The organism is Sphaerisporangium sp. NBC_01403 (genome assembly GCF_045040145.1).
Lineage (GTDB): Bacteria > Actinomycetota > Actinomycetes > Streptosporangiales > Streptosporangiaceae > Sphaerisporangium > Sphaerisporangium viridialbum.
Window position 1 is genome coordinate 5,448,063 of record NZ_CP109534.1, and the last position, 23,393, is coordinate 5,471,455.

Annotated in this window: 12 protein-coding genes; 3 read left to right on the forward strand and 9 right to left on the reverse strand. The window is 71.0% G+C overall.

Annotation, left to right across the window (positions count from 1 at the left end):
- Positions 1–27: 27 nt before the first annotated feature.
- Both OG589_RS24395 and OG589_RS24400 read left to right on the forward strand, forming a co-directional pair.
- The gene (locus tag OG589_RS24395; protein ID WP_405139842.1) at positions 28–6,366 is read left to right on the forward strand and encodes an RHS repeat-associated core domain-containing protein; all 6,339 of its coding nucleotides are present in this window, start codon (positions 28–30) and stop codon (positions 6,364–6,366) included.
- 16 nt (positions 6,367–6,382) lie between these two features.
- A complete protein-coding gene (locus OG589_RS24400; protein WP_405139844.1) occupies positions 6,383–6,904 on the forward strand; it encodes a hypothetical protein in 522 nt (173 codons plus the stop codon).
- Between the two features lie 292 nt (positions 6,905–7,196).
- On the opposite strand, the gene OG589_RS24405 is transcribed toward OG589_RS24400, so the two are convergent.
- The 4 genes from OG589_RS24405 to OG589_RS24420 all read right to left on the reverse strand — a co-directional run bounded on the left by OG589_RS24405 (position 7,197) and on the right by OG589_RS24420 (position 15,660).
- Entirely contained in the window at positions 7,197–8,435 is a 1,239-nt protein-coding gene (locus tag OG589_RS24405) for a TIGR02679 family protein (RefSeq protein ID WP_405139846.1), read from the reverse strand.
- A 203-nt stretch (positions 8,436–8,638) separates the two neighbouring features.
- Positions 8,639–12,859 carry a TIGR02680 family protein gene (locus OG589_RS24410; RefSeq protein ID WP_405139848.1) on the reverse strand — a complete coding sequence of 1,407 codons (4,221 nt, stop codon included), beginning with the start codon at positions 12,857–12,859 and terminating at the stop codon, positions 8,639–8,641.
- On the reverse strand, positions 12,856–14,043 hold the full coding sequence (locus OG589_RS24415) for a TIGR02678 family protein (RefSeq protein WP_405139850.1): 1,188 nt from the start codon (positions 14,041–14,043) through the stop codon (positions 12,856–12,858). The genes OG589_RS24410 and OG589_RS24415 overlap by 4 nt, the downstream gene beginning before the upstream one ends.
- Before the next feature lie 24 nt (positions 14,044–14,067).
- Positions 14,068–15,660: a TIGR02677 family protein gene (locus OG589_RS24420; RefSeq protein ID WP_405139852.1), complete on the reverse strand. Its 1,593-nt coding sequence runs from the start codon at positions 15,658–15,660 to the stop codon at positions 14,068–14,070.
- A gap of 330 nt (positions 15,661–15,990) precedes the next feature.
- On the opposite strand from OG589_RS24420, the gene OG589_RS24425 reads away from it, so the two are divergent.
- On the forward strand, positions 15,991–16,728 hold the full coding sequence (locus OG589_RS24425) for a hypothetical protein (RefSeq protein ID WP_405139854.1): 738 nt from the start codon (positions 15,991–15,993) through the stop codon (positions 16,726–16,728).
- 352 nt (positions 16,729–17,080) lie between these two features.
- On the opposite strand, the gene OG589_RS24430 is transcribed toward OG589_RS24425, so the two are convergent.
- From OG589_RS24430 to OG589_RS24450, 5 genes are read right to left on the reverse strand one after another with little or no spacing between them, the layout of a single operon-like run.
- Positions 17,081–18,232, reverse strand: a complete 1,152-nt coding sequence (locus OG589_RS24430) for a M20 family metallopeptidase (RefSeq protein WP_405139856.1) — start codon at positions 18,230–18,232, stop codon at positions 17,081–17,083.
- The gene (locus OG589_RS24435) at positions 18,229–19,371 is read right to left on the reverse strand and encodes an amidohydrolase family protein (RefSeq protein WP_405139858.1); all 1,143 of its coding nucleotides are present in this window, start codon (positions 19,369–19,371) and stop codon (positions 18,229–18,231) included. The genes OG589_RS24430 and OG589_RS24435 overlap by 4 nt, the downstream gene beginning before the upstream one ends.
- Positions 19,361–20,647 carry a glutamine synthetase family protein gene (locus tag OG589_RS24440; RefSeq protein ID WP_405139860.1) on the reverse strand — a complete coding sequence of 429 codons (1,287 nt, stop codon included), beginning with the start codon at positions 20,645–20,647 and terminating at the stop codon, positions 19,361–19,363. The genes OG589_RS24435 and OG589_RS24440 overlap by 11 nt, the downstream gene beginning before the upstream one ends.
- Positions 20,648–20,654: 7 nt before the next feature.
- Positions 20,655–21,893 carry an aspartate aminotransferase family protein gene (locus tag OG589_RS24445; RefSeq protein ID WP_405139862.1) on the reverse strand — a complete coding sequence of 413 codons (1,239 nt, stop codon included), beginning with the start codon at positions 21,891–21,893 and terminating at the stop codon, positions 20,655–20,657.
- Entirely contained in the window at positions 21,890–23,350 is a 1,461-nt protein-coding gene (locus OG589_RS24450; protein ID WP_405139864.1) for an APC family permease, read from the reverse strand. Before OG589_RS24450 ends, OG589_RS24445 begins: the two co-directional genes overlap by 4 nt.
- Between the last annotated feature and the right edge of the window lie 43 nt (positions 23,351–23,393).

The window sequence follows — 23,393 nt, forward strand, 5'->3', positions numbered from 1 at the left end:
TGTTCGTCCTCTTTAGGAGGTTGAGTCATGGGTCGGCCCGGAATGCGCGCAGCCTTGATGGCCGCGCTGGCGGTGGCGATGTTCTTACCCACGGGGATCACCCCCGTGGCGTCCGCGGCGGACGCCGGACCCGGCGCCCCCGCCGTACCGAAACAACGGTCCAGCAAGGTCAGGGCCATGGACGCGACCGGAGCCAAGGAGTCCCGCGAGCGGGTGGCCGCGTCCAAGGCACGTAACGACGCCGCGGCGGAGCGGGCCGCGAAGGAGCGCACGGTCCGGTGGCCGAAGCCGGGCGCGGTTGACCTCCCGGCCGGCGCCGCCGGAAGCGTCGGCGGGCTCCCCGTCACCCTGGCACCGGAGGCCGGCGAGGGGAAGAACGCCGCCGCCCGCGTACAGGTCCTCGACCGCACCGCCACCGAGGCGGCCGGAGTGGACGGCGTGCTGCTCACCGCGTCGGCGAAGGACCCCGGCGGTGCGCGCCTGAGCATCGGCTACGCCTCCTTCGCCTCCGCGTACGGCGGCGGGTGGAGCGGCCGTCTCCGGCTCGTACAGCTGCCCGCCTGCGCGCTGACCACTCCGGCCCTGCCGGAGTGCCGAACGCAGACTCCGCTTCCTTCTGTAAACGCTTACACCGCGCAGACCCTGTCCGCGCCGGTCGCTCTGGGAGCGTCTCCGGCCGTGCTGGCCGTGACCGCCGAGGCCCCCGGCGCGGACGGCGAGGCGCCCGACGGCAGCGGCAACTACGCGGCCACCCCGCTGACCTCGTCCTCCACCTGGGAGGCGGGCGGCGGTTCCGGGTCCTTCACCTGGTCGTATCCGATGGCCCCGGTGGAGGCCGCGGGACCCACCCCCTCGCTCGACCTGTCCTACGACTCGGGCGGCGTGGACGGGCACACCTCCACCACCAACAACCAGGGCACCTCGGTCGGCGAGGGCTTCGACCTGGCGGTGACCTCCTACATCGACCGCCAGTACGGCTCCTGCGACAAGGACGGCCAGGACAAGCAGCGCGACCTGTGCTGGAAGTACGACAACGCCTCACTGGTCCTCAACGGCAAGTCCAGCGAGCTCGTCAAGGACGACACCAGCGGCAAGTGGCGCCTGAAGAACGACGACGCCTCCACCGTCACCCACTCCACCGGCGCGGAGAACGGCGACGACGACGGCGAGTACTGGACCGTCGTCACCGGCGACGGCACCAAGTACGTCTTCGGCCTCAACAAGCTGAAGGGCGCGAGCGGCGAGCGCACCGACTCGGTGTGGACGGTGCCGGTGTACGGCGACGACTCAGGGGAGCCCGGCTACAGCAAGGGCGACTCCTTCGCCGGCCGCTCTCTGACTCAGGCCTGGCGGTGGAACCTCGACTACGTCGAAGACACCAACGGCAACGCCATGTCGTACTGGTACACGGCGGAGACCAACTACTACCGCAAGAACAAGGCCGACACCGCGAACACCGTCTACACGCGCGGCGGCTACCTCAGCAAGATCCTTTACGGGCAGCGGTCCGACACGCTCTTCACCGCGGACGCCCCCGACAAGGTGGCCTTCTCCTACGCCGAGCGCTGCACGGCGACCGACTGCGGCAACCTGACCAAGGACACCGCCCAGAACTGGCCCGACGTCCCCTTCGACGCCATCTGCACGAAGGACGAGAAGAAGGATGACTGCCGCCCGGAGAGCCCCGCGTTCTTCTCCCGCAAGCGGCTGGTGAAGATCGAGACGTCCGTGCTGTCGGGGACCGCTTACACGCCGGTCGACTCCTGGGCGTTCACCCAGAAGTACCTGGACGGCGGTGACATCGGGAACTCCTCCGACCAGACGCTGTCCCTGGAGTCGATCGTGCGGACCGGGTCCTCGGGCACGCCGCTGACCCTCGACCCGGTGTCGTTCACCTACCACATGCGGCCCAACCGGGTCGCCGGCGGCACCCAGCCGGGCGGCGGCAACATCCTGCCGCTGACCAGGCCGCGCATCGAGACGATCACCTCGGAGACCGGCGCGATCACCACGGTCACCTACAACGAGCCCGAGTGCGTGCGCGGTTCGCGGATGCCCAAGGCAGAGGACGACAACTCCCTGTCCTGCTTCCCGCAGTTCTGGCACATCAACGGCGCGACGGACGCGGCCATCGACTGGTTCCACAAGTACCGCGTGCTCGCCGTGAACACCGCCGACCCGGCGGGCTTCAACCCGCTCACCGAGTACTCCTACGAGTACGAGAAGCCTGCCTGGCGCTACAACGACGGCCCGTTCACCCCGGCCGACGAGCGCACCTGGTCGCTCTGGCGCGGCTACCAGAAGGTCACGACGTACGTCGGCGACGCCGACCACACCCGTGGCAGGTCCGTCTCCGTCTACCTCCAGGGCATGAACGGCGACCGGCTGCTCAAGCCCGGCGGCGGCAGGGTTCTCGACCCCGACAACCGGCGCGCCGTCTCCGTACCCGGCCTCGACTTCGCCGGACTGGACGTCCCGGACCTCACGGACTCCGAGCAGTACATGGGCCTCGTGCGCGAGGAGATCGACTACGACGGGGCCGACCCGGTCTCCGTGACGGTCAGCGACCCCTGGTCGGCGAAGACGGCGACCCAGCACAAGTCGTACGCCGACACCGAGGCGTACTACGTGCGCACCGGCAGGACGTCGACGCACACCTACCTCACCGTCCCGAAGACCTGGCGCACCACGACCACCTCGACGACGTTCGACGGCTACGGCATGCCGGTCAAGGAGGACAGCACCGGAGACACCGCCAAGAGCGGCGACGAGACCTGCACCCGCACCTGGTACGCGCGCGACGACACCAAGGGCATCAACTCGCTCGTCTCCCGCACCCGCGAGGTCGGACGTCCCTGTTCGGTGAAGGAGGCCGACCTGTCGCTGCCCGCCGACGGCTCGACCGCCGGCGACGTGCTGTCCGACACGGCCACCGTGTACGACGACACCGCCGCGACCGGCTGGTCCGCGAGCCAGAAGCCGGTCAAGGGCGACGAGACCTGGACGGGCCGGGCCACCGGCTACCCGGCGGCCGTCACCGGCGACGAGCGGCCCCCGACCGGCTGGCAGCGCACGGCCAGGACCACGTACGACACGCTGGGCAGGCCGCTGGCCGACACCGACGCGGGCGGCAACACCACCACCACCGCGTACACACCGGCCGGCGCCGGCGTCCTCACCAAGACGGTGGTCACCAACCCCAAGCAACAGAAGATCACCACCTTCCTCGACGGGACGCGTGGCCTGCCGCTGCGCACGTACGACCCGAACAACGCCAAGACCGAGCAGACCTACGACGGGCTCGGCAGGCTGACCGGGGTGTGGCTGCCCGACCGCAGCAAGGACGGCGGCCAGAGCGCCAGCATCGCCTACTCCTACGTGTACGAACGGGGCAAGGCACCGTCGATCGGCACCTCGAACATCAAGTCGTCCACCACGGCCAGCTGGTCGTACCAGATCTACGACTCGCTGCTGCGACCCATGCAGACCCAGCGGCCCACCCCGAACGGCGGCCGGCTGCTGACCGACATCCGCTACGACTCGCGCGGCCTCGCCTACGAGGCGTACACCGACATCTTCGACTCGGAGAAGACGCCGAACGCGACCTACACCCGCGAGGAGTACGGCGAGGCGCCCAAGCAGACGAGCATCGTCTTCGACGGCGCGGGCCGCGAGACGAGCAGCACGTTCCTCATCTACGGCGTGCGCAAGTGGTCGACCTCGACCACGTACACCGGTGACTCCACCGCGACCAGCGCGGTGACCGGGGGCCAGGCCACCCGGACCATCACCGACGCGCTGGGGCGCACGGCCGAGACCCGCGAGTACAACTCGACCTCGCCCGCCGACACGGGGTACGGCGGCGAAACGCAGGCCGGCGCGTCGTACGCGTCCACCTCCTTCACCTACACTCCCGACGGCAAGCAGCGGACCATCACGGGACCCGACGGCGCCAAATGGTCGTACACCTACGACCTGTTCGGGCGGCAGACCGGCATCACCGATCCGGACAAGGGCGCCAGCACCATCTCCTACACCGCGTTCGACGAGACCGACACGGTGACCGGGCCGAACGGCGACCGGCTGCTGTACGGGTACGACGAGCTGAACCGCAAGACCGGGCTGTGGTCCGGGTCGCGCACCGACGCGGGCAAGCTCGCCGCCTGGACGTACGACACGCTCGCCCTGGGTCAGCTGACCTCCTCCACCAGCTACGACGGCGGAGTCTCGGGGAAGGCGTACACCAAGAAGGTGCTCGCCTACGACGGCCAGTACCGCGCGACCAGCACCGAGCTCGCCCTCGACCCGAACGACCCGATGGTCAAGTCCGGAGCGGCGCAGGCCAGTTACACCTTCGCCAGCACCTACAACCTCGACGGCACCCTGAAGAGCTCCACCGAGCCCGCGGCCCCGGGTCTGGCCAGGGAGACCGTCAGCCTGACCTACACGCCGACCGGGCAGGTCGTCGGGGTCACCGGCACCAGCGACTACCTCCAGGGCGCCAGCTACAACGCCATCGGGCAGCCCGAGCAGTTCACACTCGGGCTCTCTGGAGCCACGACGGCCAAGAAGACCTTCCTCAACAACACCTACGAGGAAGGCACCGACCGGCTGACGAGGTCCTTCGTCACCACCCAGTCCACGCCCGCCAAACCGCAGGACCTGACCTACCGCTACGACGCCGCGGGCAACGTCAACGAGATCGCCGACACCGCCGACCTGGACGGCGCCGGCAGGACCGACTTCCAGTGCTACGTCTACGACGGGCAGCGCCGCCTGACCGAGGCGTGGACCCCGGCCACCGACGACTGCACCAGCAAGACCCTCGGCGGCGGGGCCCCGTACCGCACCGGATACACCTACGACAACGCGGGCCAGCGGACCTCGGAGACGCGGTACAACGGCGCCTCCGCCACCACCTCGACCTACTGCTACGGCGACACCGCCAAGCGGCACGCCCTCACCGCGATCTCGGCCACGGGCTCCTGCACGGGCACGCCCGCCACCTATTCCTACGACAAGTCCGGCAACACGACCGGGCGCGGCGCCCAGGTGCTGACCTGGGACCCGCAGGGCCGCCTCGCCACCGTCACAGAAGGCGCGCGCAAGACCGCCTACCTGTACGACGCCGACGGCTCGCTGCTGATCCGCCGCGCGGTGGGCGACGGCGAGAGCGTGCTGTACCTCGGCGCGACCGAGATCCACTCGAAGACGACGGGGAGCACCGTCAAGACCTGGAGCAGCCGCTTCTACGCGGCGGACGCCCAGGTCATCGCGGTTCGCAGCACGGAGACGGGGGCGAACACCGTCTCCTTCCTCGCGGGTGACTCGCACGGCACGTCCTCCCTGGCGGTGGACGCGGCCGGGCAGACCGTCACCAAGCGCTACACCACCCCGTTCGGCGCGCCGCGCGGTAACACGGTCGGCGGTGAATGGCCCGACGACAAGGGCTTCCTCGGCAAACCCGCCGATGAGACCACCGGGCTCACCTACGTCGGGGCACGCGCGTACGACCCGCTCATCGGCAGGTTCCTTAGCGTGGACCCTGTGCTCTCGACCGACCAGAGCCAGTCTCTGAACGGTTACTCCTACGGGAACAACAACCCGGCCACGTTCAGCGACCCGACCGGCGAGGAGCTCGGGTCCAGGCCCAACTCATGCCAGTACGACCTGAGGTTCTGCTCCAAGAAGGTGCAGAAGCAGGTCGGCTACAACCCGAAGACCCACAAGGTCACCCCGCCCAAGCACCATCCCAAGAAGCCAAAGCTCAGGCCGCGGCCGTCCCCGGGCCCGTCGCCGAAGCCGCCGCCCGGCGGGTGCTACTGCAAGCCGGTCAAGCGCGACAACGGGGTCAACCTGCTGAAGTCGCTCCTGCTCCACCCGTTCCACTCCGGCAACAACACCAACGGCGCGAACCTGCTCGCCGTCACGTACCACGCGCTGCCGGCCCTGAGCGACGGCATCTGCGAACGCCGGTCCCTGCAGTACGTCTGCTACGGCGGATCACCGGGAGGCGACCAGCCGATGACGGTCGGTGACGTCCACTTCTACCCGTACTCGAAGAAGGAGTTCCAGAACAAGCTGCGGGAGGAGAAGCAGGCCAGAGACGACATCACGCGGGTCGCCGGCCGTAAGGTGGCGGACCAGTACGGGCCCAACCTGGAGAAGCACGAGGCGGTGCACTCCGAGCAGTGGTCGCGGTACTCGCGGGCCACCGACTTCATCGCCGACTACGCGGGCGCTTCGATCCACTCCAAGTTGAGCGTCGGTGATCCGGCGGTCAGCAACCGCTTCGAGATGGACGCCAACCTGTGGTGGGGAAGCTACCTGCGGTGGGCGCCGCTGCATTATGGACCCGTGCAGTAGAAGGGACGATGGAACGATGATTCGCAGGAGGAGGCCGGGCCTCGGGTACGCGGCCGCCGCGCTGCTGGCCCTGGCCTCCTTCGGCACGGGCTGCACCACGCCCGCGCCGAAGGGCATCCTCGCCGTCGAACGGGTCCAGGACGGTGGCGTCAGGCTGCTGCTGGCCGGCTGCCCCGGCTACGTCGCGCGAGACTTCTCCGTCTTCGCCGACACCGAAGACGACGCGTCGTCCGACTGGAGCGTGCACAACGGAGGCCAGACCGGGGCGGTGGACGGCATCCAGCTCTTCCAGCCCCCACCCCAGGGCTGGACCACCACGGGCGGCAACCTCACCGCACTACAGAAGGGCGTCCCGTACGTCGCGAACGTCAACGGCACCGTGGGCAACAGAGGTCTACGAGGCCGAGTCCCCTTCACGTCCGACGACCTGGCAGCCCTCAAAAGCGGTGAAGTCCTGACCTGGGACGGAGGCACCAAGAACACAAAAGCGACCCGCGACGACTTCCTCCAGGCGGACCCAGCCCGCTGCAAACCGTAACGGTGCGCGCTACCCCGGACCAGTGCAAACCGTAACCTGCCCAAGGCCCCAGGCCGTCGCGATGCGGGGTGTCATGCCCCGCATCGCGGAAGGCCGCAGCCGATCGGTCGTGAGGAAGGCCCGGGAGCTAGATGTACCAGCAGGCCCAATCGGGCCTACCCGGAATCGAACCAGGTGAGAAGGAAGCCCCCGAATGACCTCACGACCGCACCCTATACCTCCACTCTGCGGGTTTCCGGGCGCGCGATCACCTGACAGCGCACCCGCCCGACGGAACCTCAAGGGTTGCCGGTTACCTGTTCGTGGTCAGGTCGGTGAGGAGGTCGCCGAGGACCAGTTCCTCCTCGACCCGTACGGCTCGACGTGCCATCGCCGCGGACAGCGCGGGATCCCATGGCGTCGGCCGCGCGCGGCCGGTCAGCGGGCTCGACGGGGTCGTCGCGTCGTCGCAGGACGTCACCGCCTCGTAAGCGGCGGCGTCGTAGCGCCAGGGGCGCCATCCGACGCGCTCGTAGACGGCGCTCGCGATGCCGATCCCACCCCAGTCGAAGTCGCCATGGTACGCAAAGCGGGCACCTCCGGCGGCGAGCAGATCGAGCAGCCTCCAAACCGCCGCGGACGGCCTGCCGTTGACGCATATCAGGGGAGGACAGCGTGGCCCGAGCTCGTCCGCGGCGGCGGCGACCACGATCGGGTTCTCGCAGATCCGGACCACGTCCTCGACGATCGGCGTCTCGTGGCGGCGTAGCTGGCGAAGGGTCAGCACGCACGGCTCCCCCGCCGCGCGCGCCGTCGCCAGCGCGCGCCCCGTCGCGGTGTGATCGTCTCCGGTGAGGCCCAGGCAGAGTACGAGCGACGACAGCTCGTCGAGGTGTACTCCTACGCTCGCCCACGCCCGGCGGCGAGCGTCGGCCGTGCCGTCTCCCGCGTAGGGCGGACCGCTGAGGGCGCGGGCCGCGGACAGGGCCAGCGCCGCCAAGGGCTCGCCGTCATCCAGGGCGTGGGCGTCCCCGCAGGTCTCCGCGGCCAGCCTGCCGATCGGGATCCCGGGCGACGGCAGGAGACGCAGCAGCGCGGCCAGCCGGTCCAAGATGATCCCGGCGTCGCCGGGGCCGGCGGCGATCCGCCTTACCAGGCCTGTCGCATCCAGCCAGGCGCGCCAGCCCGACAGCTCCGGTCGCTCGGCGACCACAACGTCGAGTCCCGCGTGCGCGTCACGCCACGCCGCGGCCCGTTCCGCTCCTTCCCGTGCGAGATCGCGCACCGGGCCGCGCAGCAGTACGAGGGCGGCCTCCAGTCCGTCAGGCGATGTGCCGCTCCTTCGCAGCACTCGGTCCACCTCGTGCAGGGAGACCGACAGCGAGGTACCCGTGCCCGCCCGCCGGCCGAGCAGCCGCTCGACCGCGCGCCGCTGCTCGGGCGAGGCCGCTGTGAGCGTGATGGAGCCGGTCAGCGGCCTTCCCAGCTCCAGCCGCCGGCGTGCCCGTTCGACCAGCCACGCGGTGTCCTGGCCACCGAGCAACCGCGTCAACCGCTCCGCTCCCTCCCGTCCCCCCGGACCCGCGGGTTTCTCCGGCCCTCCCGGTGCTTCCGGTCGTTTCGCCCCTGCCGATCCGCCCTGCCGATCCCGTTGATCGTCTTTCCGGACGAATTCGTCGGAGCCTCCCCATCGCTCTCGCCGGTCGTCTGCCTGGACCAGCTCGTCCGATCCTTCGCGCCGGCCCTCCGGGACGTTCACGCGAACAGGCCTTCTTGGTCCGTACCCGGCGAGGCGCCGGCGTGTGACAGCCCCGGCAGGGCGTCAACGTGTGGCGCATCAACGGTCGGCCGTTCGCTCCTGCGGCGCTCATGCCCGTCCCAGCGCCACGGGGTGACCAGCACCGCGTCGACGCCGTCCCGCCTGGACAGCTGGCAGATCGACAGACCCGGCACCTGCGGATAGCAGCCCCACTCCCGCTCGCTGGTCATGACCACGTCCATGTCGAACGTCGCGAGCAGTCCGAGACACTTGGCGCGCGAATCGTCGTCCACTCCGGCAAAGGCCTCGTCGAGGGCCACCAGCCGTGGCGCGTACGGGTTGCCCGCCGACTTGTAGTGGGCCGACGCGGCGGCGAACAGCGGCACGGAAGCGGCCAGGACCCGTTCGCCACCGGAGGCCGGTCCGGTGGCCGGCCGCCATTGGCCGTCCTGCAGCCGCCTGATCGTGAACTCGTGCCAGGAGCGGTAGTCGAGCGCCCTGGTCAACTGCTCTGTCCAGCCGGCGGCGGCGTTCTCGGCGTGCTCCTTGGCGATCTGCTCCTGGAGGAAGGCTCCCACCGCGGCTCGGTCGGCGTCCGACCACGCGTCCACGGTCTGGCGCAGCTTCACCCGCACCGGATCCAGCCCCTCGGGTGCGGCCTTCGCCGTCCTCCACACCAGGCGCAGCCGCATGCCGGTCGAGGTGGGCCGGGACTCCAGCTCGGCGTTCATCGTGGCCACCTCCTCCTCCGCGGCGGCGATCAGCTCGTGCAGCGTGCCGGCCACCTCGTTGAGCAGGTGGTTCTCCAGGATCTCCCGCTCCCTGGCCGACAGGAGCTCCTTGCGATGCTCGGTCTCCGTCGAAAGGGCTTCGGCGAGGCCGGGAACGTCCCTGGTACGCCCTTGGAACAGAACGTCCACCACCATGACGCCGTCGCGCATCGTCAGCCCCACCGAATGGCCGTGCCGCGCCATGCCGTCCGAAAGCAGCTTGTGCTCCTCGGTGACCCGCTTCTGCACCCGATCCCAAGGACCGTCTCCGTCGTCGACGGAGTCGAGCTCGGCGTTCACGGCGCGGGCGAGGACGACCGCCGGGGTCACCGCCCACGGCTCCGCGGGATCGGGGACCTCCAGCTCAGGCAGGGCGATGCGCAGCAACCCGGTGGCGGCGAACGCCTGGAACTCCTCGACGGCCGTGTCCCGGACCGTCGCCGCCTGGCCGATCTCGGCGCGCAGGGTCTCGCGCGTGCCCTCCGCCTTCCCCCGCTCCCCGAGCGCGTTCCGCTCCTCCGTACGGGCGTTCTGCTCCGCCGCGTCGCGGTCGCGCATGGCCCGACGGACGGCGTCGAGCCTGCGGTACAGCTCCTCCACCGCGGCCCCGGCGGTCTCCATCAACTCGCGGTAGGTCTCCGCCGCCGCCTCGGCCCGCTCGCGCGCCTCGGCCGCGTCCACGGCCGCCTTCTCCAGCCGCTCGCGCGTGAGCGCCAGCTCCTCCTCCGCGTCGTTCGCCGCCTCCTGGGCGACGAGCAGCGCATGGCCGGCCGGCCAGAGCTGCGCGAGCGCGAGACGGTAGTCCGCGACCGCCTCCTTGACGGCCGCCAGCTCCGACGCGTCCGTCGGGAGGCCGACGTCTCCGGCGAACTCCGACGCCCGCGTGCGGGCCGCCGCCACCTCGCCCTGCCTGGTGGTCATGAGCCCGGTCGCCGCCTGATGCGCGGCGTTCAGCTCGCGCCGCCGCTCGTGCTCGCCGGCCAGCTTGACGTGCGCCTCACGCAGGGCCGCGTCGGCGGGCACCGCCCGGTGCTCGGCGGCGAGCGTCCCCTGCCGGGCGACGAGCTCCTTCCCCGCCTCGCGCAATTCGTCCAGGCGCGCTCGTACGGCGCCGAGCTCGGCACGGAGCCGTACGAGCCGCGCGCGCCGGGCGGCCTCCCGCGCGCCCTCACCGATATGGTCGGCACTCGCCTTGTGCCAGGACCCGGCCAGCACCCCGTTGGCCCAGCGACCGTCCACCGCGACCCAGGTCGTCGCGCCAGGACCAAGCCCGATCGAGGCGAGCACCGCGTGCACGGCGGCGTCCGGAAGCGCGGCGGCCCGCGGATCGGCACGATCGACCGCAGGACGCAGCACGTCAGAGCACGCGGGCCCGTTCACAGGCGGCACCGCAAGGATGACCGTGTCGTCCGCCGCGACAAGCGTGCCGCCGGGCGTCACCCAGGCGTCGAGAATCCCCGCCGCCTCCAGCGCCGCCTCCAGTCCCGCGCGGTGGTCGGCCTGGACCTCACCCGCGAAGTCGACCACCTTCCAGAACGGCGCTCCCGGACGGCCGTCCCGCGTACCCGGCTCGCGGGTGTGCGGAACGGGTGGAGCGTCGTGGCCGCCGGCTTCCAGCCGCCGTATCTCCTCCTCCAGCGACCCGGCCGCCTGCCGCTGGGAGCGGGTCTCCGCCTCCAGCTCGGCCTGCCTGCGGCCCAGCTCGGTGGTGGCGGCCCGGGCCGCGTCGTCGACGGCCGCCAGCGCGGGGTTGCGCCCCTCGGCGGACCGCGCCCAGGACGCAAGGGCGGCGACCACGTCGTCGACGCCGGCGACGCGCAGCTCGGCCGTACCGGTGAGATAGGAGACGTACGCGTGCAGCAGATCGGCCGCCTGGTCCGCCGTTACCTGGTCCGCCGTGGCGATCCGCTCCGCCGCGGCCTGCAGCTCGCCGGTCAGCCGGTCGACCTCGTCGCGCGCGGCGCCGAGCCTGGTCCGTGCCCGTTCCACCACGGCCAGCAGACGGTCGAGCTCGGACACGGCCTGAGCTCGCCGATCGGCGAGCGCGCCGGCGTCGCGACGGGCTCTGGCCAGATCGTCCTCCAGCTCGCGCCGGGTGCCGGCGGTGTCAGGCCCGGGACCACGGCCGCCCACGGCAAGGAGGGCACCGTCCACGTCGCGCCGATCCCCGGAGAGATGTGGTCCATGCGCCCACCGGCCGGCGGCCGTCAGGTGGGCGTCCTCGCACAGCGCGCGGCGTGCCGCCGAGACGGTACGGTCCTGTGCGGCGCCCAGCGTCGTCGCCGCCCGCTCCGCGTCGAGCCGGTGCTCATCCGCCCGCTTCCGGCGGCGCGCCGCCTCGACGGTCAGACCATCCCTGTCCCGTTCCCGGATACGCGCGGTCTCCGCCTGCCGGCTCGCCTCCTCGCCGTGCTCCTTGAGTCGCTCGGCGTCCCGCATCTGCGGGCTCTGCCGCAGCGCCTCTCCGCGCGCCTCCAGCCGGATCTTCTCCGCCGCCAGTGCGTCCAGTGCCTGCTGCGCGGCGTCGAGCTTGACCTGCGCGGCGGCATGACGGCTCTCGGCCTCGATGAGGTCTCTGCCCAGCTGCTCGTACCGGCTCTGGGTCACGCGCGGGGCGGTCGCCTTGCGCCTGGCCGCGATGGCCGCGTACCTGCGATAGTGACCGAGGAAATCGCCGGCGGCCTTGCGCGCGTCCTCCAGAGCGCGTAGCGCGCCTCGCTCCTCGTCCAGGCCGCGGAACGCCTCGGCCACCGTGGTGATGAGTTCGGGGCTCAGCGGTGGCAGCGCCTCGGTCAGCGCGCGGGAGAGCAGCTTCTCGTCCGGCTTCTTGGACAGCTGCGGCTGGCGGAGCTGGATGAGCAGGTTCACCAGAGCTTCGTACCGGTGCTCGCCGAGGCCGAACAGCGCCTCGTCGACCGCCCTGCGGTAGTCCGCCGCCCGGTCGTACACCATGCCGTGTCCCTCGATGGCGTCACGCAGCTTCTCGCGGGTGAGCGCGACCCGCGTGGCGGACAGGAGCGACAGATCACCGCCGATCCGCTGGGATGTGACGAAGAACCAGTGCCGGGCGATGCCCCGGTCCTTCACGGCCTTCAGCCCGCAGCCGATGGTCCGGAACTCGACGGTGCCGTCCGCGGCGCGCCGGCCGAATTCCATCCAGGTGTAGCCGAGCCGCTCGTGGTGCGGGTGCCTGCCGCCCAGCAGCAGGTTCCACTCCATCTTCTTCTGCCGGTCGCCGTCGGGCTCGACCCGGTGCGGCGCGAGCTCCCCGTCGAGCAGGAACGGCAGGGTCAGCGCGAGCACCTTCGACTTTCCGGTGCCGTTGTTGCCCCGCAGCAGCAGGCGACCGTCGTGGAAGTGGAACTCCTCGACGTCGTAGTAGAAGATGTCGACGAGTCCGGCCCGAAGCGGCTTCCACCGTTCGGATGAGGGGTTCGGGAGTGTCACGTGCCAGCCTGTCCCGGTTCGCGGATGGTCGGTTCTTCGAGCGCGTAGCGTGCGATCGCCGGTCTGCCGCGCACCCGCGATGGCGGGCCGGCGGAGATCTCGATCAGCCGCAGCGCGGTCAGCTTCTCAAGGGCCGTGCCCAGCAGTCCCTCCTCCGCTCCGGGGTCGGTCACCCCCTTGCGCCAGTAGGACCGGTGGCGCTCGGCAGCCTGCCGTACGAAGGCGTGCAGCTCGTCCACGGTGGCCTCTCCCCTGGTGGCGAGGTGCTCGGAGACCAGCAATGTGAGATGCCCGTCGGTACGCTGCTCGGGCATGCGCACGTCGGTCAGAGTGTCGTCGGGGTCGACCATCGCGATCCCCTCGGCGCGGATCTCCGGCACCAGGCCGGTCGCCTCCTCGATCCTGCGGGTGATCGCATGCCGCTGGGAGAAGAGGTACGCGCGCTCGGCGTCGTCCAGGTCGTCGTGGTAGACGACGGGGTCTTCGAGCAGCCTGCGGGTGAGCCGCCTGCGCAACGCCTGGTTGCGAAGCTCGTCGGTGTCGGGGATCGGCTCGGCCGTGAGCTCGGACAGCCGTTCCTCAAGTGAAGCGGCCCGCACCGTGGACGGACCCCGCGCGCCGGTGAGCAGCACGGCGAGCACAGGTCTGCGCACGTCGTAGAGGACATCTCCGGTGGCGGAGGACAGGTAGGCGTCCTCGTCACCGGCGACCTTGCGCAGCACACCCCAGTCGAGCAGCGTGCGGACCACTGCCACCAGATCGGCGCGCTCGGCCCTGTGGTCCAGTGCGAACGTGAATCCGGACTCGGCGAGCTCGGGCTCGGCCCCTGCGTTGAGCACCTCCTCGGCGAGCCGGCCGAGGGTGGTCTGCGCGTCTGCCCGTTCGAGCACGGCGAGCGCCAGGCACAGCACGACGTAACGTCGCCGGCCGAACGGCTCGCCGGCGCGCCCCCGAGCCGGGTGTGTCGCCTCCGAGGTCGTCGGCGCGGTCTTGAACAGCCGGGCCGTCTCCGCGTCGGCCAGCAACCGCCAGCCGGTCTCGCGGCTCAGCCAGTCACGCAGCGCGGCGATGTGACGGCGGACGAGCAGCAGCGTGGCCGCGTCGCTCTCGACGGTGAGCAGCGGTTTCGCCAGCAGCGCCCGCATCGCCGTGCGCCGCTGCGCGGCCTCCTCCTCAGGAGTCAAGCGGTCACCTCCTCTTCGCGCTCATCATGAAGTCACCATCAGATCGGTGATCTCGATGACATGCTCCGGGCCGGTGAGCACGCCGTCCTCCGTACGTATCGCCACCTGGCCACCGCCGGCCACCTCCGACAGACGCACCTCCATGGAGCCGTCACTGGTGACGACCTTCACCTCCGTCTCGCCTGGGAAACGGGCGGAGAGCGCGTCACCGAGCAGTCCGAGGAACAGCCGGAACGCCCGAGGATCGAGCATGCCCAGCTCCGAGAGCCGGGACGGGCCGTCCGTGCGCAGCCGCGCCCGCGCGGCGGCCGTCTCGACGGCCTCCCGCTCCGCGTGCTCCAGCAGGAACCTGCGCTCCGCCGACCGGTCGCGCACCCCGTTGGGCTTGCCGCGACGCTCGTACGAGCCGGTCCTGCGCAGTTGCGGGGAGATCCTGATGGGTGGAGCGTCCCGCCAGGAGGTGGCCGGAGCGAGCTCTTCCCGCTCCCACTCGGCCACGGTCTCGGCCGCGACGGTGAGATGGCGCGCGGGCGACAAGCCGAAAGCGACCCGCCACAAGCGGTGCGCGGCCGCGTCGTCCGGAGCCTCGGCGAACCAGCGGGCCAGGGTGCGGAAGTCCGCGGAACGGTCCGACCGGCCCGAGCGCCGCTCGTTGAGCAGGCCCACCGCGTCGATGAGCTGCTTGATCGCCGTCACCGCCGCCTGCCGCAGCAGCCGTGCCTGCGACGGACTCCGCGCCTCATGGGAGACGAACCAGTCCTTCAGGCCGCGCCAGCGGTTCCGCCAGGCGTCGAACGCCGCTTCCTCGGCCCTGGCGTACGCCGCCGCCTCATCCGCGCCCTCCGGTACGGCGTCCGCCGCCTCCCGTCGCGCGGCCAGCCATAGCAACCTGTGGTGGTCCAGATCTTCCAGCTCGGTCAGAAGCGCGGCGATCCGGGCGCCGGAGTTGGCCAGGTCGGCGATGAAGCGGTTGATGTAGTCGATCAGCCGTTCCTTGTAGGCGACGAACCCCGCGACATCGCCGTCGGAGAAGTCGATCGCACGGCGCAGGGACGCCATGAACGCCTGCGCGTTGTCCGCGAGCGAGGAGAACCGCTCCGCCAGAGTGAGCAGGAGCAGATGGGTCGTGGCCGGATCAGGGTCGGCCGCCCTCGCCAGGACCGCCAGCGACCGCAACTGCTCGGCGATGTCGCCCAGCGCCACCGACTGCAGCGCGCCCCGCCGCCCGATCGCCTCCTCGTAGAACGCGATCGCCTGCTCCGCCGCGTACCCGGCCGGGGTGAGCTGGAACAGGAACCGCTTGCGGTGGAAATCCTCGACGGACGTGACCCGTCCCGTGTCGGCGTCGGCCCGCAGGTTACCCCACTCGACCAGCTTCTCCATCGCCTGCGCCAACTGGACATCAGAGTGGGCGAACCGCCCGTCCGCCAAGGCGATCCGCCGGTCGGTTTCGTCATGCTTTTCGGTCAACGCACGCAGCTCCGCCGCGACGTCCTCCGGACGCAGGTGCACGATGAACCGTTCCTTGGCCCGCGCGAACGTACACAGCACCAGGCGATAAAGCGGCGCGTTGGGCGCGCTCAGATGCGCGAACGGCTGGGGATCGGTGTGAGCCACCTGAACCAGGTCAACCACCATGACAGTCTGCCGCAGATATGTCGCGCCAGGGACTCTCTTCGTGTGCTTCGCGGCGTCAGCGATCAAAGGCTCCGCCTCGCCGCCCGCCCGACCCGCATTGCTCTCCGCTTCAGACCACGGAGGATATGCGGTTGAGAGCACCGCCGAAGTTCGCTCCCACTATTCTTGGCGACCGTGCTCAAGATGAAGCGGGCTGCGATGTGCGCTCGAGATTCGCATCGCCAGGCGATCGGCGATCTCCCCCTCCCGACTCGCGCGCCCGACGGTTCCGAATGGATCGACCCCTACCGGCACTGGAGCCACTGATCCATGAGCGAGTACCAGTACTACGAGTTCGTGGCCATCGACCGCCCGCTGACCGCGGCCCAGCAGGCCGAGATGCGTTCCCTCTCCACCCGCGCTCGCATCACCGCCACGAAGTTCACCAACGACTACGAGTGGGGAGACTTCCGCGGAGACCCGGCCCAGATGATGGAGCGCTACTACGACGCCCACGTGTACGTCGCCAACTGGGGCACCAACCAGGTGATGCTGCGTATCCCCGAGAAGCTCCTCGACATCGCCACCGTGCGGCCCTACCTCGTCGACCAGAGCGTCGAGGGCTGGGTATCGGGTGAGCATCTGGTCCTCGATCTCCGCAGCGAGGACGAGGAGGCAGACCTGGTGGACGACCCCGAGCGGTGGCTCTCGGCCATCGTCGGCGTCCGCGCCGAACTCTCCTCGGGCGACCTGCGGCCGCTGTACCTCGCCTGGCTGGCCGCGATCGGCGGCTGGGAGCGCGACGAAGAGGCGTTCGACGACGACATGGAAGACGAACTGGAGCCACCCGTTCCCGCAGGCCTGGGCTCGCTCACCGCGGCTCAGCAGGCCCTCGCCGACTTCCTGCGCCTCGACGCCGACCTGCTCGCGACCGCCGCGACGGCCGGCCCCAAGCCGCCCACCGGCAGAGACGATCCGGGAAAGCCGGCCCGGCGCACCGTGGCCGAGCTGCTGGACGCCACCGCGGCCACCCGTGAGAAACGCGAGCGTCGCGCGGCGGCCACGTAGGCGGAAGAGCAGCCCTCCTCACCCTGGTGCCGCATATCGCGCAAAAGTCGGAATTATCGACCTGTCGAATTACTTAACCATCCGGTTCCCGGCTTTTGCCTCCATGGGATGACCATTCCGGATGCGCTCGACTGGGCGGTGAACACCCACCGCCCAACGGCGATTCCGCGAAAGCCCGGTCAGCCTCGCGCGTGCTCACGCCCTACCGGCAAAGCTCACGCTTTCCCGCAGAAGACATCGAGCGTGCCGTACGGGGTCAGGGTGACGTTCGAGACGTTCTCCGAATACGTCGCCAGGACGTCGGCCATGTGCGGACGGGTGTGCCACGGTCGCCGGCCGCGGCCGACGTGAGTCACAGCGCTGTACAGGCACCGAGGTAGCCGGCCAGCATCGCGCGGGCGAGCCGGTCGACGTCCCCATCGCTCGGGAGGAACCTGTCGCTGTGCAGGGAGACGTCGGTCTCGGTACCCACGAACAGCATCAACGACGGCAGCCGCTCGGCGAAGAAGGAGAAGTCGTCCGCGCCCACCGAGCGCAGCGTGTCCGATACCTCCAGCCCGTGCGACCGCAGCAGCCGGGACACCTGCACCACCAGCCGGGGGTTGTTCTCCAGCACGGGCTCCCCCTTCACGAAGGTCACCTCCGCCTCGCAGCCGTGCGTCCGCGCCACCGACTCCGCCACCTCGACGACCCGCTGGTGCAGCAGCTCGCGCGTCGCGGTCGACAGCGCCCGTATGGTGCCACGCGCCCTGGCCACGCCGGGGACGACGTTGGCCGCGCTGCCCGCCTGAAGTGACGAGACCCCCACCACGGCCGGCGCCATAGGGTCGATCGACCGGCTGACGACGCTCTGGAGCGCGACCACCGTGTGCGACAGGGCCAGAACGGGGTCGCGCGTGAGGTGCGGGTAGGCGGCGTGTCCCGACTCGCCGTGCACGCTGATCTGGAATTCGTCCGAAGAGGCGTTGACACCGCCGGGTACGCAGGCGACGACGCCGGCGGCCAGCACTGGCTGCACGTGCGCGCCGATCATCGCCCCGCACCGCTCGGCGCCGAGCACGCCGCTCTCGACGATGTCCTGCGCGCCCGAGGGGTAGGTCTCCTCGCGCGGTTGCAGGACCAGCAGCAACGGCTTGGGCCCTCCCACCCTGTGGACGGCGCGGGCCACCGCCACCAGCGCGGCCAGGTGCACGTCGTGACCGCAGGCGTGCATGACTCCGCGGTTCCGCGAGCTCCACTCGACGCCGGTCGCCTCCGTCACCCCGAGCGCGTCGAGCTCACCGCGCACTCCGACGGCCGGCCCCGGTCCGCCGATGCGCACCACCGCCCCGGTCTCGGCGACCTTGGTCAGTGGCAGCCCGTCGGGCAGCGCCGCGAGTACGGCCTCGCGTGTGGCCGACTCCTCGCCGGACAGGTCCGGCGAGGAGTGCAGCCGGCGGCGCAACGAGAACGCGGCGGGCAGCTCCTGATCGAGGGCCGCCCACAGCTCGGGGTGCTCGCTCATCCGAGGTCCAATCCGTAGACGCGGGCCGCGTTGGAGCGCCCGATCATCGTCGCGACTCGTACGGCGTCCGCCGGGGTCCACTCGCCCTCCTCCACCCACGCCGTCAGGGCACGCGTCATGCCGCGGCGCCACAGCAGCGCACCGAGGTAGTGCAACTCCGGCGGGCCCCACGCGTCGGACGAGTAGAGGACCTTGGCGAACGGCGCGAGCTCCAGGCTCTCGGCCACGATCGCGTCGGAACGCGCGCCGGTGTAGTTGATCGCGAGCCCCACGTCGAAATAGACGTGCGGGAAGACCTGGGCGAGATAGCCGGCGTTGCGCTGGAAGGGATAGCAGTGCAGCAGCAGGATGTCGGACCCGGTGTGCTCCACCGCCTTCAGCCATCGGGTCAGCAGCAGCGGGTCGGAGCGATGCAACTCGACGTCCGGATCGCCGTAGCCGGTGTGAAGTTGCAGCGGCAGACCCGTTTCGACTCCCTCCCACAGCAGCATCCGCAGCAGCACCGGGTCGTCGACGTGTGGCGCCGCCCCCTTGCCGATCTCCCGCAGCCAGTCGCCGGCGGCCTTCCGCACCTCCGCATCGGTCGGGCGCGCCGGGTCGAAGTCGAAGCCGTAGCGGTAGGCCACGATGCTCTTCAGCCCGACGGCGCCGCGCGTCCGCTGCCGCAGTGCCTCGCGGAAGCCGTCGCGCAGGCCGCCGGCGGAGGGGGCCGTACCCGCCAGTTCTTCCAGCACCGCCTCCAGCCGCACCACCTCGTCGACCCGGGCACCACTGGCGGATGCCATCTCGGCGGGGCTGAGGATCTGGTCGCCCTTGTAGCCCGTCTCCACCAGCCAGTGGTCGGTCCCGCTCGCGCGCAGGAAGGTGCCGGCCAGCTCGCCGGGGGCCACGGCGGACCGCGCGGCCCAGTAGTCGTCCGCGCTCGCCGACGGCTCCAGCCCGAGCAGCGGCGCGCAGTGCCTCCGGATCGCGAAACCCAGCTGCGAATCCAGCTGGGTCATCCACTGCGGGATCGGCCGGTCGGACTCGGTGATCAGCTCCTCGAACGCCGGCCGCTCCACCGGCCCGCGCAGCGCGCCGTGCACGTGGTGGTCGACCAGCCCCATCTCGTCGATCTCTGCCTTGAGATCAGTAGACATCGGCGACCCTCCGGCACTTCTCCTCGGGCGTAAGCCCCTCGACCAGCGCCAGCTCGGTGCGCTTGACGTCGAGGTGGGTCCGCAGCAGGTCATCGTCGAACCAGGCCCGCACGACGTCGTCCTTGGCCAGCTCGTCGAGCGCCTCGTCCAGCGACCCGGGCAGGCGGGGTACGTCGGCCAGCTCGGCCTCGGTGCTGTTCTCCGGCCACACCTTCGGCTCGGGGTACGCGGCGGTGATGCCCCGCAGTCCGGCCCGTACGAGCGTGCCGATGACCAGCCACGGGTTCGCGGTCGCGTCGGCGGCGCGGAACTCCAGGTTCAGCTGCCGGGCCACGTCGCCGTCCGCCGTGGTGGGGCAGATGCGCAGCAGCGCCTCCCGGTTGCGCTCGGCCAGGAAGACACCGGCGGCGCTCCAGCGGTGCGGGGTGAGCCGCAGGAACGACACGGGGCTGGGCGCCGTGATGGCGGTGATCGCATGGGCGTGCCCGAGAATGCCGGCCGCGAACCGGCCGCCGATCTCCGACAGCCGCCCTGGTCGCGCTTGATCGAAGAGCACCGGCGCCCCGGTCTCGGCGTCACGCAGCGAGAGGTGCACGTGCACGCCGTTGCCTACGCCCTCGGGACTGATCAGCGGCGCGAAGGTCGGCCGGTGGCCGCGGCGCCGGCCGAGGTCGCGGACCAGCTCGCGCAGCAGCACGGCGCGGTCCGCCGCCGTCATGGCGTCGCTCGGCCGCATGGTGACCTCGAACTGCCCGTCGCCGTACTCCGGGAGCCAGGTCTCCGGTTCGAGACCTGCCCGGGTCATCAGCTCGACCAGCTGCGACCCGAACGGCTCGGCGTCGCGGAAGCGCCCGAACGAGAACGGCTGGGAGGCCGGGAGGCCCTCCAGGACGAACTCGTGCTCGAACGACGCCACGACCTCCAGCCCCGTCAGCTCGCGGAACTCGGCGAGCGCCGTCCGGGCGAAGGCGCGCGGGCAGCACGGCCACGGAGATCCGTCGGGCAGCACCTGGTCGGCGAGGTAGAGGCGCACGCCCGGGTGCGTGCCGTCCGCCGGAATGTCGACGCCGGTCGACTCGTCGGGAAGCAGTCGCAGGTCACCGGTCGAGCCGAACACGTTGTCCTCGGCGATCGGGCCGAAGCAGCTGATCGCGAGGTCGGCGGGGACCCAGCCGACCCCGGTGTGCAGCACCTTGTCGTGGTCCGCCGCCGGGACGGCCCGGCCTCGGGTCTGCCCCGCGAGGTCGCAGGTCGCCACGAAGATCATCGATGTCATGCGCACGTCACCAGCCTCTGTACGGCGCGACGGCCGCGTCGTCCACTTTGCCTGCCGCGACATCGGCGATGGCCGTGTCGAGGATGTCCAGCGCCCGGTCGAGATCCGCCTCGTCGATGACCAGAGGCGGGGTGAGCTCCAGGACGTTCGACCTCGGTCCTACGTAGTAGAGCACCGCTCCGAGCTGGTAGGCGCGGAAGACGACCTTCGCCGCGGTCGTGGCGTCGATCAGCTCGATGCCGCCCATCAGCCCGCGGTTGCGCACGTCGGCCACCTGGTCGTGCCGGGCCTGGAGCTGGTCGAGCCTGGCGTTCAGCCCCGCACCGAGCCGGGCCGCGCGGGCGGGCAACTCCTCCTCGGCCAGGATGCGCAGCACGGCGCGCCCGGCCGCGGCCGCCACCGGGTTGCCGGCGGTCGTGAGCAGCGAAGATCCTTCGGCGGCGTCGAGGATCCCGGCCGGGCCGATCGCCGCGGAGAGCGGCAGGCCTCCGCCGAGTGACTTGCCCAACGCGACGAGGTCGGGGACGATGCCGTCGCACTCGAAGGCATGCAGCCGGCCGGTCCGCCCGAGACCGACCTTGACCTCGTCGGCGACCAGCCAGGTGCCGTGCCGGTGGCACAGGTCGGCGAGCCCCTTGAGGAAACCGGCCGGTGGGATCACCACTCCCCCGTCGCTGAGGATCGGTTCGACGATCACCGCGGCGACGTCGCCGGCGGCGAGCTCCATGCCGACGCCGTCGAGGTCCGGGTAGCGGACGAGCACCAGACCGGGGTCCCGTTCGGCGCCGGCCGCGACATGAAGGCCGGAGACCTGCTGGGCGGGGCCGAGCCCGCCGTGGTAGGAGCCCTCGAACGTCAGGATGCGCGGGCGGTCACCGGCGGCGCGGATGCTCCTGATGATCGCGGCATTGGCGTCGGAGCCGGCGTGACCGAGGTACACCCGGCGATCGGATGTGCCAGGAGTGATGGCCAGCAGCTCCTCGGCGAGCGCGACCGCCTCGGGGTTGGTGGCCGAAAGCAGACTGGCCCCCGGCATCCGCCGTACCGCCCGCTCCACGGCCTCGACGACCCTCGGATGCGCGTAGCCGACACCGGCCGCGCTCCAGGCACCGGAGAGGTCGATCAGCTCGCGGCCGTCCGCCTCCACCAGGCGGGCCCCGTGCCCCGAGACCGGGGCGAGCGGGAAGAACCGCAGCCGTTGCGCCCCGGCCACGACGGCGAGATCGGCGTCGTAGAGAAGGCTCATCGAAGCTGTTCCACCTGCTCGTCCGCGACGCTCCCCGTGCCGGTGAGCTCGGAGGTGAGCCGCTCGCCGATGCGCCGGGCCAGGGCGGGCGCGGAGAGGATCACCACGACGCCGAGCAGGCACCAGGCACCCGCGATCCACGGGAAGTAGGAGTACGGCGCGTCCTGCCCGGACGACTGCTTGTAGAAGACGAACAGCAGGTAGGCGATGCCGGCCACCGGCAGCACCGCCTCCCAGCGCGGGATGGCGGAGCGGCCGGAGAAGGTGAAGGCGATGACGCCGACGCCCGCCACGGCGTACGCGACGAGGATGCACAGCACGCCGAGCGTGGCGAACCAGTAGTAGGCGTCGAAGGCGCCGACCCCGGACGCCCAGACGACGGCGTCGACGATGAGCGTGATGACGACGACGGCGACCAGGGCGGCGCGGGGAGAACCGGTGCGGGTGTCGACGCGGGAGAGCGCCTTCGGCCCGAAACCGTCCCGGGAGAGGGCGAAGAGCATGCGGGCGGCGGCCGCGGAGGAGGACAGCGAACTCGCGAACGCCGACGCCACCGCGGTGAAGGCGACCACGAGAGCGAACCACGTGCCGATGTAGCGGTCGGACAGCGTGGACAGCGGCGACTCGGCGCCGGCGAAGGCATCGACGCCCGCCTTGTCCGTGCCGAAGCCGATCGTCTCGGTGAACATCATGAGGACGAAGAGCAGGCCGGTGAGCACGACACTGCCGACCAGAGCGCGCGGGATGTTGCGCCTGGGGTTGTCGGTCTCCTCGCCGAGCGAGGCGCAGGCCTCGAAGCCGGCCCAGGACAGGAACGCGAAGACGGTGGCGGTCATGACGGCGCCGAAGGTGGTGCCGCCGGAGGTGAACGTGGACAGGTCCAGGGTGGGTGCACCCCCGCTCTCGGTGACGCCGCCCGACCCGATGACGGAGCCGCCGACGACGACGGCGGCCAGTACGAGCATGGCCAGGATGCCGAGACCCTCGATGATCAGCAGCGTCCGCGCGGTGAGCCGGGTGTCACGTGAGTTGAGGATCGTGACGCCGAGCGCGGCGACGACGGCGACGACGATCCACGGTCCGCTGTTGTGGACGCCGAGCGCCTTTAGGAACGCGTGCGCGAACACCCCGGTGGCGGCCTGGGTGCAGGTCAGGAAGAACAAGTACGTGCCGAGGAGCGCGAAGCCGCCGAAGAATCCGGCGCGCGGCCCGATGGTGGCACCGGCCAGCGCGTACACGGAGCCCGCATGGTTGAAGTGCTGGGTCAGGCGCCAGAAGCCGTAGCCGACGAGGCCGACTCCGATGAGGCCGAGAACGAAGACGAGCGGGACGGCCTTGCCGACGGTGGCGGCGACGCCGGGACCGTTGAGGCCCATGGCCAGGGTCGGGCCCATCAGCCCGACGGAGAGGGCGAGCGCCTCCCACAGGCGCAGCTTACGTGGTGCTTTGTGGGCCATGAGGCGGGCTCCAGGGGGACGCGGAGTTCGGGCGCGGGGTGCC

Coding starts and splice junctions, on each gene's coding strand:
- OG589_RS24395 (WP_405139842.1), top strand. CDS start 28: ATGGGTCGGCCCGGAATGCGCGCAGCCTTGATGGCCGCGCTGGCGGTG.
- OG589_RS24400 (WP_405139844.1), top strand. CDS start 6,383: ATGATTCGCAGGAGGAGGCCGGGCCTCGGGTACGCGGCCGCCGCGCTG.
- OG589_RS24425 (WP_405139854.1), top strand. CDS start 15,991: ATGAGCGAGTACCAGTACTACGAGTTCGTGGCCATCGACCGCCCGCTG.
- OG589_RS24430 (WP_405139856.1), bottom strand. CDS start 18,232: ATGAGCGAGCACCCCGAGCTGTGGGCGGCCCTCGATCAGGAGCTGCCC.
- OG589_RS24435 (WP_405139858.1), bottom strand. CDS start 19,371: ATGTCTACTGATCTCAAGGCAGAGATCGACGAGATGGGGCTGGTCGAC.
- OG589_RS24440 (WP_405139860.1), bottom strand. CDS start 20,647: ATGACATCGATGATCTTCGTGGCGACCTGCGACCTCGCGGGGCAGACC.
- OG589_RS24445 (WP_405139862.1), bottom strand. CDS start 21,893: ATGAGCCTTCTCTACGACGCCGATCTCGCCGTCGTGGCCGGGGCGCAA.
- OG589_RS24450 (WP_405139864.1), bottom strand. CDS start 23,350: ATGGCCCACAAAGCACCACGTAAGCTGCGCCTGTGGGAGGCGCTCGCC.